Source organism: Pseudomonas sp. CBS (assembly GCF_024734645.1).
Lineage (GTDB): Bacteria > Pseudomonadota > Gammaproteobacteria > Pseudomonadales > Pseudomonadaceae > Aquipseudomonas.
Window position 1 is genome coordinate 5,206,720 of sequence record NZ_CP102929.1, and the last position, 13,072, is coordinate 5,219,791.

Genomic DNA, 13,072 nt, shown 5'->3' on the forward strand with positions numbered 1-13,072 from the left:
GCGGTCGCACCGCCCTCATGCAGAGGGCGGTGCGAGGGTCAGTGGACTTGGCGCATTCTTTTGCTGGTGGTGATGATGTCGATCAACGCTTCCCTGCTGCGGAAACGGCGGTCATCCAGGTTCCAGCGATTGACGAAGTGCCCCCTGGCATCCTGCTGCAACGAGGTGTGGACCAGTACACCGTCGCGGTTTTTATGGACCATCTCCAACCCGTCGTCCAAGGTGCGCTGAAGCAGGTAATCGCCTTTGCGCCGCAGGCGTTGTTCGAGGCTGAGGGATGGCGCGGGCACGACCGGTGGCGGCAATGGCGCACCGGCGACTTCGACGTTTTTCTTGAAGTCGTAGCGCACCAATGGCCATTGCTGCTCGCGCGGCAGCGCCTGGACGCTGGCGGGCTCACGCACAAAGCCGCTGGCCGAGCCGGGAGGCACATCGTCCAACAGCAAACTGATGCCGTTGTTGAGCTCGGCAATGCCCGGCACGCCGCGATGGGTATTGGCGTGCGTTTCGCCCACCAGTGCGACCCACTTGTGCGGCCCCTGTTGAAGCTGATCGGCGCGGATCACCTGGGTCGCAAAGTAGTTGAACATTGATGTCCTGGAGGCGGTCATGCCGTCCACCCGCAGGCTGGCGACACAGTCGAGCGCGCGGATCCGCACGTTATGCTTCATCGCCACCTGCACCAGGCTGACAAAACTGTAGGGGCTGTCGGCCGGTACGCCGTGGCCTTTGTCCAATGCGTTGAGGTAGCTCCACAGCTCATCGGGCATAAAGCCCAGGCTGTGGACGATATCCAGGTCGGCCTGATGCAGCTCGGTGGTGAGTTGCTCCATGTACAGGGTTTTTACTTCGCGCTGGCCTTTCAGGTATTCCATGTGCCGGCTGAGGAAGCCTTTGCTCGATGTACCGGCGTGGGCTTCGCCGACTACCAGGCCATCGGCGGTATCCAGCAGTTGATCGATAAACTTCGCCTCATCCAGGGCCGGGTCGACCGCAGGCAGTGCTCCCCGCGCAGGCGGTGTGTGTTCGGTAAAAAACGCCTGGGCCTGATCCTGAAGTTTTTTGCGAGTCTGGTCGAACGTGGTTTGCGCCGCGCGACGGCTGCTGGCGGTCTCCCTGTAGGCGGTGGCGAAGAGCGCTTCACGCGTGCCCATCGGCAAGGTGATTTCTTCGCTGATCAGGCTCAGGTGTTCATGTGGCAGGTCAAAGGTGCTGAAGTGGCGCGGCGCCTCAACAGGCAGAGGGCGCGTTGGCCGTAGCGAGTGTGAGCGTTCCACCGAGGGGCCCGGGCGCGGTGCCGGTTGGCTTGCCGTGTGCAACGAGAGCTTCAGGTCGCCCTTGGCCAGGGCATCGCCGGGAATGCCGCCGGCCACATCCGCGATGACCTGGGTGGGTTGGTCGAACGCATCATCGACCCGCAGGGCAATGCTCTTTTGCAGGTCGGCCAGGCCCGGTGTGCCGCGATAGGTGCTCATGCGTTTTTGATCAACCAACGCTATCCAGCGTTCGCCCGGTTTTTTCGCCTGGTCGTCGTTGATGAGGGTGTGGGAGTAAAAGTTGGTCAGCCGGTTGGCGCGAATCGGTGCCGGGCGTGAATCAAACAGGCACAGGGTGTTTTCCAGGTCGTAGGAGCTTGAGGCGTTCAACGGTCTGACCTCAATCCCGTGCTGTTGCGCGGTCTTTACCAGCATCCAGTGGCCGTGCAACCCTTCGGGGTCGCGGTAATTTTCCTTGTCGATGGATTTGAGCTGGCCCTCGGCCCGTTTGGAGAGGCCACTGGAAAACCGTGAATGGGTTTTCAAGTGATGAATGTCGCGCCACAGCGGCTCGATATAGAGAACCGTGACGTTCAGTTCGCGCAGGTACTGCATGTTTTCGATCAGCACCTGTTTAGCCACGGTGGAAAACGGTGCCTCGCCCACCACCAGGTTGTGCGCGTCATCGATCAGCAGCTTGAGCAAATCACGCAGGGCAATGTCTGGCGCCGGGTTCAGGGTTTCGGCCCGGGGAACCACGGCGGGCAAACGTGCAAAAAACGCGTCGGCGTCATCCGTCAGTGCCCTGACATTGTCCAGGTGCTGTTTGAGTGCCGGGTCGAGTCGCTGGCGCGAGATCCAGATGCTGTGGGTATTGAGGTCACGATCCAGGTAGGCGATTTGCAGGAACAGCGCCGACCGGTCCTCGGGGGCGATGACAGCCGATACGTCCCGACGAAACTTTTCCGACAACTCATAGGGCTGCCCGAGCCTTTCAGGGCCAGGCATGCCACCGATGACACCGGAGCGCTGCCACTGGCCGTCCACCGTCTGGTTCACCAGCTTGCCGGTGGAGCGCAATTGCCCGCTGGTGTTGTCGTAGCGAAACAACAGGAATCGCCCCAGGCTGTCCGGGGTGTGGGAGGCCCACAGGCTGTCGCCGGCAAACAGCACGGGCTGCATGCCCTGGGGCAATGGGGGCTGCGGTTGCAGTTGCTTGATCAAGGTCATGGCCTGTTGGTCCTTGGTCACCCGGGCAACGTGGCGCAACGGCGGACGGGCGAGTTTGACGGGGGCGAACAGCAGGGGGCGCAGGTCGGTCAACAGCGCCCCGCCGGCATTGAGCAGCGCGCCCAGATAATGTCCCAGCGCGGCAGCGGTGTCGTTGCGGCTGTAGGCATGCAGGGCGAGCATCGAATCCTTGAACACCAGCAAGCCGCCCAAGGCCAGGCTCAGGGTCGGGAAGGGCGCGGTCAGCACGGCAATGGTGAGTTCACCGATGACGCTGACCAGTTCCATGATCATCTGCAAGCGCCCGGTGGTGGTGCTTTTGACTTCGTCGATACGGTGGCGCAGCTGTTTGTCGTAGGTGTGGTAATGCAGGTTCTTGAGCGGCAGTGCGGTGCGAGGCACTTCGTCGAACACCGGCTTGGAATACACCCCCTTGAGCTGTGCCGGCAGGCCGGCCACCAACGCATGCAACCTCGGCTCGAACGCCGCACGCTCAACGCTGGCGACCCGGCTGATGTAGTAGGTGTCCATGCCTTCAAGGTTTTTCAGGCGTTCGTTGAATTCCCGTTGCGGCCTGAAGGCGATGCCATCCGGTGCGTGCGGGGTGTAGAGCAGGGGCAGGTCGTCGGCGTGGTGGAACAGGTAGCAGCCATCGATCACTTGCCCGCTGATTTGCAGGGGATAGAGCCGATACCGATTGCGCACGGCATCGCTGTTATCGGCCAGGCTGTCGATGCTTTTTTCCAGCCAGGCCAGGTCGCTTGTTGCCAGGCAGCCTTGCAGGCAGCACTCAAGCGCGGCGACATGCATGTGCAGTTGGGTAACCTCCAGGGCCATGTTGCGGCGCCATGCATAGTGAGGGGCTTGCGGGTCCAGCAGGGTTTTCTCGATCTCGGCGACATAGCGATCACCGATCCAAGTGCCTCTGACCGAGTTGCTCACCGTTTGCGCGGTGAGTCGACTCAGGTCGACGCCGGGCGGTCCCTTGAACTGCGCGGTGGTGCTGGCGTCGGGGTTGATAAAGCCCAGGCTGGCGTCGTAGCCGTTGCGGTACAGCGTGGTGTAGCTGACGCGTTCGCGCGGGGTGATCACGCCCACGAGGTTTGGGTCTACCGCCGGGATCGGGTTGCCGAGCAGTTGGTTGAGGGCGGTTTTTGCCGCCTTGTGCAAGTAACTGTCGAAGTCGGGAAACTGTTGTGGGCTACCCGGGCTTGCGGCGTAGGCCTGTGCAGCGCCCTGTGCCTGTTCCTTGAGGTCGGCGAGTTTCTGTCGGTCGGCTGCCGATGCCTGGCTCAGCCACTTGGGCATCTGATGCAGGTATTCATCGGCCTGCATGGCCAGCGTCGTGGTACTCATTTCCACCAGGCAGGCTTCATAGGTGGAGGGCGCGCCGAAACTGATCATCAAATACTCAAGGCTGGCCGGGGCAAAACCCAGGGCGGAAAGCATCGCGCTGTATTTGGGCCGGATCCGGCTGACCAGTTGTTCAAGCAGGTAGTCTTTCATGCTGCGCGAACCGGGAGCGGACGCTACCTCCTGGCTCCAGCCGAGGATGTGCGCCTGCAGTTCCCGCTCGCTGCCAAAGGCCTGGAACTGCTCGGCGCGTGGCGCGTGAGGCGTGCACAGCAGCAAGCGTTTGACCGCGCCCGTTGCATCGGTCTGGCGCAGCACCCACAGGTCTTTGAGCGGAGCCTTGTGCAGGAACAGGCAGCAGGCGGTGAGTGTGGGCGAGGGGCCTTCACTGAGGGTTTGCAGCAGTGCGTAGTCGTCAGTGCTGATATGGTTTTGCAACGACGCACTGTAGGCCAGCGCGTGCAGGCGGCTGTCGAGCATCTGCTGCATGGCTTCCTGTACGGCGGGCAAACTGTGGGCGCGCTTTTGTTCTTCGGCGAAGACCAGGCTTGGTTGAACCTTGGCCAGCAGCTCGGCCAGGTAAGCCGGGGTGACGTCCTGGAACTCAGGCGGCAATGGCTGCTGGGCGTAGGTCAGTTGGGTGTGCTTGAGAAACGCGGAGCCGGCGTGTTCATCGCCACGGTGCAAGCCACGTACCGCCAGTTGCACCAGGTTGTTGTGCTGGTTGTACGAGTTGCCTGACTTGAGGGTGCGCTCGGTGCTGATCTGCAGTTGCTCGGGGATCAGGCCCTGGATATCCAGGTCGTCATCCAGGTGCTCAAGCAATTGCAGGCGTGCCATGGCCTCGGGCGAGGCCGCCGGGCCGAGCAGTGCCAGCACTTGCAGGCTGAGGTGTTCGTAAGTGCGCAGGTGTTCGGCGAGGGTTTTGCGCTGAGACTCATTGGCGCTGCGGTACCAGTCGGGGGCGGATTCGTGGAGCAGTTTTTCCAGTAACTGTTGCGCGCGCAGTTCCAGGCGCGAGGCCAGGTCCCAAGGCGAGCAGCGCAGCGCCTGGTCCAGTTCGAGGGTCATTCTGGCAACGTCTGTCGGCGCTGGATGGCCGTCCAGGCCAAGGGCAAACGCGATGTCCTGATGTTGTTTGTCCTGCAGGGCGTTGTAGGTGTGTTCGTTCAGCGGGAGGCTGTCGATAGGCTCTGGCACCAGCGGCCAGATACTCGCCGCGCGCAAGTGCTGGTAACGGCGCGGCAAGTGTTGCAGCAGTTCCTGACGCCAGGCCGCCTGCTTCATGCGCTCTTGCAGCGTGCGATCCAGATGCTTGAGCGAGGTGAAAGCCTCCAGGCCTCTGGACGGGGTGAACAGCAACACATCGCCGTCCTCGATCTCCAGGTGGGTGGCCGGTGTTTGGCTGCGCGTGAGGACGAACACCCCGGCGAACTCGATGGTCTGCTGGCGGTAGCGAAACGTCAGGCGATGGATGCCCGGGCGCAGCTCGGGACCGCTGACGATATTCGTCACCAGCAGCTGGTCGGCAGGGCTGAGCAGGCGATCCTTGACCTTCAGCCTGGCCTCGGCCTCCAGCATCGGCTGATGGCTGTCGAGTATCCAGTTCTTGCGTAAATGGCCGTTGGGCCGCCGTTCGATTTCCAGGGCGGCCAACTTCTTGTGCAATGCCTGGCTGATGCGCGTGCGGTTCAACCGGCCGGGTTCGCCCTGGATCATCCAGTTGCCGGGGACGGTGTAATGCACTTGTGCGTTCTGCAGGCTCCAGCGGCTCTCTTCTGCCAGGGCTGCGTGCAGCGCCTGCATCTCCAGCAACTCGGCAGAGGATTGTGCTGCGGGCGCCTGGCCATTGGGGAAAACCTGCAAGCGATGACCGATTTGCAGCAGGTAGTTGTTCAGTTGTTCGGGGGTAAGTGGTGATGTGTTCGGGGGCAGGGCGGGCATGGCCGGTCCTCAGGGTGGATTGATCCCTGAGGGTGCGCAGTCTTGCAGTGTCGATGGCGGTAGTTAGTTACTCGTGGCCGGCGCCTCTTTCATCACTGCTCGACGAAATAGTACGGCTGACGGTTAATCGCCATCTCCTTGACCACCGTCACCGGTACGTTCAGCCGGTCAGTATTGTCCACCAATGCCACGTTGCCGGGCTTGGCCGCGAGGTAGCTTTTGAGTTCTTCCGGCGTTTGCAGAATCGTCAAATAACCCTGCATGTAAAACACCCCGGCCCCGGCGATTCGCTCGTTGGCCTGATACAACACCACCTCTTTGCCCTGCGCCTGCATTGCCTGGATCTGGCTGATCACCGGCACAAACGACTGGCGCACATCGGCCTTGGGCGCGAACCAGAAAGCGGCAATCAGGTAGCAGGCCACCACCACGGTGAAAAAGCCGCCCACCAGGCCACGACGATGCTCATAAACGTGTTCGGCAACGTTGGAAACCTGCCCGCGGCTTTTCAGCCAGCCCAGCAAGACGCCGGCATACTCGGCGGCCAGCACTGCGGCGGCGGGCGTCAATGCCATCAGGTAAACCGTGCGCTTGCTGGAGGCGAGCGTCAGCAGGGTGAACTGCGCCACCAGCCACACGCTGAAAAACAGCCGGTAGCGGTTGCGCACCAGGCTTTTACGGAAGTGCCACAGCCCCAGGTACACCAGGATATTCCAGGGCAAAAAGGCTTCGGGCAGTTTGACGATGTAGTAATAGAACGGCTCGTAGTGACCGGCTTCGACAAACGAACCGCTGAAGCGCCCGACACTGTTGGTCAGCAGCACTTCACGTACTGCTTGCAGCCCGTCGCGTTGGTACAGGAAACCCAGCCAGATCATCAGCGGCACCAGCGCCAGCAGCGTGAACAGCCCGGGTTTGATCCAATCGCCGAGCTTGAACCGTTTATCCATCAGGCTGGTGCTGGCCAGATAGACGAAGATCACCACGCCCGGCATGGCCAGGCCTAGAACCCCTTTACTCAGTGTGGCGATGACCATCCCCAAGGTGAACAGTAACCAGGTGCCCAGGTTGGAACGGTCGCGCTCCGACTCGGGGCGGTTGGCCTGATAAAACGCCAGCAGTGCCATGGTGACCCCGAGGGTGAGCAGCGAGTCTTCACCCACACCGCGCACATTGCTCCAGTAACTGGCCATGGTCGCCAGCATCAGCGCCGCGACAAACGCCAGGGTCTTGGGCCGGCCAAACTTGCGCAGCATCCCGTACAGCAGCATCACACTGAACAGTCCGGCAAACGCCGACGCCAGGCGCACTGCCCAAGTGGTACCGCCAAACAACCGGATCGCCCCGGCGTCGAGCCACAGGCTCAGTGGCGGTTTTTCCAGGAAGGGTTCACGGAACAGTCGCGGCACCACCCAGTCGTTATCCAGGTGCATGGCCATGGCGATCCCGGCCACACGGGCCTCGGTCGAGCCTTGCAACTCGTGATTGCCAAGGGCAAAGAAGAACAACAGCGCAGCGAGCAGGAGCAGCAGAGGAGCGGAACGCGTCATGGATTCTGGCTACCGGGGCAGGGGGCCGTTCGGGGGAACGGCCCGGGCGATCGGCGAGTATACGAGGGCGATTCTTAATAATTCGTGAATGAATGTGAGGTTTTTGTAGGGTCAGGGTTGTTTCAGCAATGGCCAGTGGTTTAGCCAGCCTTTGGAGGTGATGCGTTGTTGGTAAATGGCGTGTTTCTCTTCGACAAAGCGGTGGGTGGGTCTGAGTTGCAGATTGAACAAGTCCTCCAGGCCAAGTGGCGCTGAAACTTCGCATACGTCCCCTGCGGTTCTTCTGACGGCGACTGCGGTGGCGGTCTCCGGCCAGAAGCGCATGGCATCGCTGGCGTCGCGATAGGGCGCATCGCCGTTTCGCAGGTGCATGCGGGCCTGGTTTTTGACGGACCAGTCGATGGAGGGTTCTGCTGCGCGTAACAGCGCTTCGAGGCGGCGGTCTTCGCTGGGGTTGGTGCAGGTGGCGTCGAACCACAGTACGTCGACGTCACCCGTCAGTGGCGATAGCGCGCGACCGTGCAGGTGATCCCACACGGCGTTACGTACAAAGCCGGCGCCGATCCAGCAATCGGGCAGGGCCAGGGTGCGGACGACGCCCAGCAGATACCAACGCTGGGCGTCGCGGCTGATCAGGGTCTGGAGGCGGTGTCTGAGCACGGTATGGCGGTCCTTGTATGCTGACGCCAGTCCTGTGAATTGCCTCGACGGCGTCTGGCGACAATGGTCAGCCTGCCCCGGGTTAGTGGTCGACCGGCTCTGGCATTGTTTGTACCACGACCTTGCTGACTCCCTTGGCTTCTACGAGGTTTTTTATGGCATGTGAAAGCATGAAGCGCCCGTCGGAACTGCAATAGCTGATGCCCAGGCTATCGGCAATGTATCGCCATTTGTAGGCATCGTGACAGTCCATCAAAGTGAGGTAGATCTCCCTCTCCTGACCCTGATGGATAAAGCTGATCTTGTAGTTTTTTGGTTCAGGCATAGCTTCTCCTTGACGGTAACCGACCTGCTAGGAACTCTTCACTTTGAAGCGGCTGAGACCGCGTTGCATGGTATTCGCCCGTTCCGACAGGTTCTTGGCCGCCACCGCGCACTCCTGGGAGTTGGACTGATTCTGCTGAGTGACCTCATCGATCTGCTCAAGGCCGATGCTGGCCTGTTGCAAGCCGGATGCCTGCTCGCTTGATGCCTGGTAGATCAATGACACCAGGCTCGAAACCGCACTGGTTCCGCTGACGATATTTCTCAGCGAGTCGGCGGTACGGCCGGCAATGACCATGCCGCGCTGGGTCTTGACTGAAGAGTCGGCGATCAGGGCGGCGGTTTGCTGAGCGGCTTCAGCACTACGTGCGGCGAGGCTGCGGACTTCATCGGCGACCACGGCAAATCCCCGTCCAAGCTCTCCGGCTCTGGCCGCTTCAATCGCAGCGTTCAACGCCAGCAGGTTGGTTTGGGCCGCGATGTTGTCGATGGTGGTGATGATGGCGGTGATGTCTTTGCCGGAGTTGTCGATTTCGGCCATGGCGGCAATCAACTCGCTCATTAACTTGTCACTTTCGCCAGCGTCGGCCCGTGAAGCCTGGGACTGTTCGTCAGCCTTCCTCGCATTGGCGGCGTTGTCGGTGGTCTGTGCGGCCATCTGCGTCATCACGGCGCTGATTTCGGTGATCGACGAGGCCGAATTGGACGCCCCATCGGACAGCGACTGACTCAACTCGGTGACTTGTGCGGAGCTGCCGGTGATCTGAGTCGCGCTGACCTGGACTTCCGAAATCAGGTTATTCAGGTTGCTGACCATTTTCTCCAGTGATTTGCCGAGGGCGTCCTGGGGAGATGAAAGGCGAACCTCCAGGTCCAGGTCACCTTCGGAAATGCGCTCGGCGATTCGCACCTGGCGTTGCAGACTTTCTGACATGTCATTCAGGGCAAAAGATAACTGTCCGACTTCATCTTCAGACTTTTGAACCAGGCGGCGTGAGAAATCACCCAAGCTGATACTCGCCGCCAGCGCGGCTGCCTCACGAATCGGCCCGACAATTTTTGCGGTGGCAAACCACAGCGCCACCAGGGCCAGCAAGGAAATGACTACGCCCACCGACACCTGCCAGACACTGTTGCTGACACTGCGCGATTGCATTTCCTGCTCCAGGGCGATCGCCTGGCTCATCACCACGGCCTTGGGCAGGCGAATCAATATGGCCCATGGCTTGCCGGTGCGGCCCAGCTGAATCGGCATCAACACTTCGATGTTCTGACTGTCCTTGTTGAACTGCCCGACACCGCGCGCGCTCTGGATATCGGCCAGGACTTTTTCCCAGGTATCGGGCAGCAATCCCTTCAACGGTTGGCCGATCAGATCGGTCCTCTGGCTGTCCGCAACCACCAGCCCCTGATTGCTCAGGATCGAGACGGAGCCTTTGCCGCCGTAAAGGTCGGCTGACATTTGTTCGCTGAGCTTCTGGATGAAGGCAATATCGAAGTCTGCGCCGACTACGCCATAAAATTTGCCATTGGCGGTGATCGGCACTGAAAGTGTGGTCAGCCACACGTTCTTGCCTTGAACGACGTACGGGATGGGGTCCAATACACTTTCTTTCTGGGTGTCGCGGGGCCCCGTGTACCAGCCACCTTTGGGGGCGCCATTGGGATGACGGGCCTGGGAGTCATACTCCACCAAGGGTTGAACCGCGATATGGCCGTCCGAACTGCGTGTCCAATAAGGCGTGAAGCGCCCGGTCAGTGGGTTATTGCCGCCTTCGCCATTGCGGAACGCCTGATCCTGGCCGTCCACGGCGTCCGGCTCCCAGCAGGAATAAGTACCGTTGAAGTCGGGGTTATCCTTAAGCACGCTGAGCAACATCGTGTTGATCTGTTCACGGCCTAATGACAGTGAGCTTTGTGCGGTTTTGCTGGCCGCAAATGCATTGGCCAGTGTTCTCGCCGCATCCAGTGCATTTTGCAGTTTTGCCTGAATAGCATTGGCCCGTGACTCTGCCAGGTTCTGCACTTCGCGTATGGTTGAATTCTCAATAAGTGCAGATACTTCGCCGGCTACGTATTTTTCGTTGGCCGTGGAAGAGAACAGTCCATATAGCACCAGGCTCGCCGATGATATAAACAGGCAGATGCCTGCAGTGAAACAGATCCGAGTCTGCAATGAGTTGAATTTCATGATGTCTCCCGCCCACAGTAATAGTTGCCAGCATCCTCTGATGTTGACAAGCCAATATGTTTTGCACGCGCGGCTAAATAATCATCTGCTGCTTGCGTCGCTGAGCTGTTACTTGAAAGTCCAGCTACAGTTGACGGTACAGCTTGGGGTCTAGGTTAAACGTGTTCAGGCACTGCATTATCTTCGAGCCATAGTGACTCGGTGTTTTTAAAACCATAACGCTGGGCAGGAACGCGTGCAGCGATTTGGTCCTTCTGTAATGGATCACTCAGGTCGACAGTTCTAGGTGTTATATAAATATTCAACACCGGCAGGAAGAACACCTTAACTTTTGGTGTCAGGAGCGAATGACTGTGCTGTTCGGTCACCACACCGATGCCACCACTTTTAAGTTGAACAATGGACCCGACAGGGTAAATGCCAACAGACTTTAAAAAAGCCCGGAATACTTCATCGTCAAAGTGTCCTTCCCACGTGGACATCTGCTGCATCGCGACAGCCGGATCCCAACCCTCGTTATAGGCGCGGTCGGAGGTGATGGCGTCATACACGTCGCAGACCGCGGCCATCTTGGCAAACAAGCTGATCTGGGCCCCTGCCAATTGATGCGGGTAGCCCTTGCCATCGATCCTTTCATGATGGTGCAGGCAAACATCCATGACCATCTCGCACACCTGTGAGGTACCTGAAAGCATTTGTTCCCCCTCCAACGGATGGGTGCGAACCAGTTGTAACTCTTCGCTGCTCAACCTCCCGGGCTTGTTCAGGATGGCGCCGGGAATGGCCATCTTGCCGATGTCGTGCAGCAGGCCGGCGAGCCCTGCCCGTTGAATCAGCGTTTCAGGCAGACCCAGTTGATTGCCCAGGGCAATCATCAAGGCGCAGACCGCGACCGAATGCATATAGGTGTAGTCATCGAGACTTTTAAGCCGGGCCAGGCTGATAAACGCGTCTGGATGGCGGGCGATTGAATTGGAGATGTCTTCAACCAGCGCGCGGACGTTTTCAAGTTCCAGGGCCCGCCCCATGCGCGCATGACTGAACATCTGAATAACCGCGGCTTTGGCCGTTGCACAAATGTGCATGGCGGCGACCAATTCGTCTTTCATTGGCGTGCGCGGGTCTTGCCGGTAGCAGGCACGGTCCTCGGACGGCAAAGGCTGCGAGGCGTTCGAGTGTTTTGGCGTGTCACTGGCGCAACCCACCGCGCAGCGGACACTCAAGTCAGAATGGGAAGGAGAATTTCTCCAAAAGGGTCTTGCCTCACTGTCGGAGGCCACTGGATAGAGCTCGTTGCATTTCAACATGACCTGACCTCTTTATTTTTATGGTGTTTCCTATAAAGCCTCCTTGGCTCGAACGTACGATCTTTGAAAATCAACAGACGCTGGTGGCTTTGATACGGGCTACCACGCGGCCAGCTAGGTCATCGGGACGAAACTTCGCCAGGAAGTCATCGGCGCCCACCTTCTTGACCATGGCCTGGTTGAACCCACCGGACAGCGAGGTATGCAGCACAATGTGCAGGTTCGCCATACGAGGGTCGTTGCGGATTTCGGCAGTCAATGTGTAGCCGTCCATCTCTGGCATTTCGATGTCTGAAATCATCATCAAAAACTCCTCATCCGGCTTGCGGCCTTCCTCGAGCATTGCGCGAAGATAGTCCAGAGCCTGTCGACCATCATTCAATGCGACGACCTCAACGCCGACGGTTTCCAGACAACGGGTGACCTGTTTACGGGCCACCATGGAGTCGTCTACGGTCAGAACGCGTAACTGTCGCGCCAACCGGCTCACCTCGTCATCGACTACACCCAATGAGATTTCCTCGGACGATGGCGATATCTCGGTCAAGACTTTTTCTACATCAATAATCTCTACCAGTTGGTTGCCTGTGTGCGTAACAGCCGTCAGGTAGTTGTTTTCGCCACTGCCCTTGGGCGGTGGATGTATGTCTTCCCAGTTCAAATTGACAATCTGTTCAACGGCATACACCAGGAAGCCCTGCACGCGGCTGTTATATTCCGTCAGAATGACGAAGGCACTTTCAGTGTCCTTGACGCCCGGCAGTCCGGTCGCCATCGCCAGGTCCAGTATTGGAATACTGGTACCTCTAATATTCGCCACTCCGCAAATATTGATATTAGACTTAGGTAGTATCGATAGCTTTGGGCAACGAATGACTTCCCGGACTTTAAATACATTTATTCCGTACAGTTGGCGGTCGTTGAACCGGAACAACAATAGTTCCAGTCGATTTTGACCCACCAGCTGGGTACGACTGTTAACTGACGCCATTAAACCTGCCATACCCACTCCTTAGACGGCTTGCATGACGATAATGTCGTAGTGGAATCATCTTAAAAAGGACTATGTAAAATATTTGTGAAAATAAAGAGGGTATTTGGGCGGGGAGTGCCAGAAAAGTTAAAGTATTGTTGTTCGTCTATTCGAATGGATATTAGAAAGTTAGCTGGCTAATTTGTTTTGTGAGCGATTGAGAAGTGTTTTAATTTAGCGGGTCAATTGTCCATGCACTGGCGAAGAGAGTTTTTCTGAAGACC

General features: G+C 58.9%; 7 protein-coding genes. All 7 read right to left on the reverse strand.

Going from position 1 to position 13,072, the window contains the following annotated elements; all coding sequences use genetic code 11:
- Window positions 1-38 precede the first annotated feature (38 nt).
- The 7 genes from NVB75_RS23740 to NVB75_RS23770 all read right to left on the reverse strand — a co-directional run bounded on the left by NVB75_RS23740 (window position 39) and on the right by NVB75_RS23770 (window position 12,818).
- The gene (locus tag NVB75_RS23740) at window positions 39-5,783 is read right to left on the reverse strand and encodes a membrane-targeted effector domain-containing toxin (RefSeq protein WP_258343598.1); all 5,745 of its coding nucleotides are present in this window, start codon (window positions 5,781-5,783) and stop codon (window positions 39-41) included.
- A gap of 92 nt (window positions 5,784-5,875) precedes the next feature.
- Window positions 5,876-7,333 carry a glycosyltransferase family 39 protein gene (locus NVB75_RS23745; RefSeq protein ID WP_258343599.1) on the reverse strand — a complete coding sequence of 486 codons (1,458 nt, stop codon included), beginning with the start codon at window positions 7,331-7,333 and terminating at the stop codon, window positions 5,876-5,878.
- Window positions 7,334-7,444: 111 nt separating this feature from the next.
- Window positions 7,445-7,993, reverse strand: coding sequence for a nucleotidyltransferase family protein (locus tag NVB75_RS23750; RefSeq protein WP_258343600.1), 549 nt, complete (start codon window positions 7,991-7,993; stop codon window positions 7,445-7,447).
- Between the two features lie 82 nt (window positions 7,994-8,075).
- Window positions 8,076-8,318: a hypothetical protein gene (locus NVB75_RS23755; RefSeq protein WP_258343601.1), complete on the reverse strand. Its 243-nt coding sequence runs from the start codon at window positions 8,316-8,318 to the stop codon at window positions 8,076-8,078.
- Between the two features lie 27 nt (window positions 8,319-8,345).
- Entirely contained in the window at window positions 8,346-10,508 is a 2,163-nt protein-coding gene (locus NVB75_RS23760; RefSeq protein ID WP_258343602.1) for a methyl-accepting chemotaxis protein, read from the reverse strand.
- A 155-nt stretch (window positions 10,509-10,663) separates the two neighbouring features.
- On the reverse strand, window positions 10,664-11,815 hold the full coding sequence (locus NVB75_RS23765) for an HD-GYP domain-containing protein (protein ID WP_258343603.1): 1,152 nt from the start codon (window positions 11,813-11,815) through the stop codon (window positions 10,664-10,666).
- Window positions 11,816-11,885: 70 nt separating this feature from the next.
- Window positions 11,886-12,818, reverse strand: coding sequence for a chemotaxis protein CheV (locus tag NVB75_RS23770; RefSeq protein ID WP_026078109.1), 933 nt, complete (start codon window positions 12,816-12,818; stop codon window positions 11,886-11,888).
- Between the last annotated feature and the right edge of the window lie 254 nt (window positions 12,819-13,072).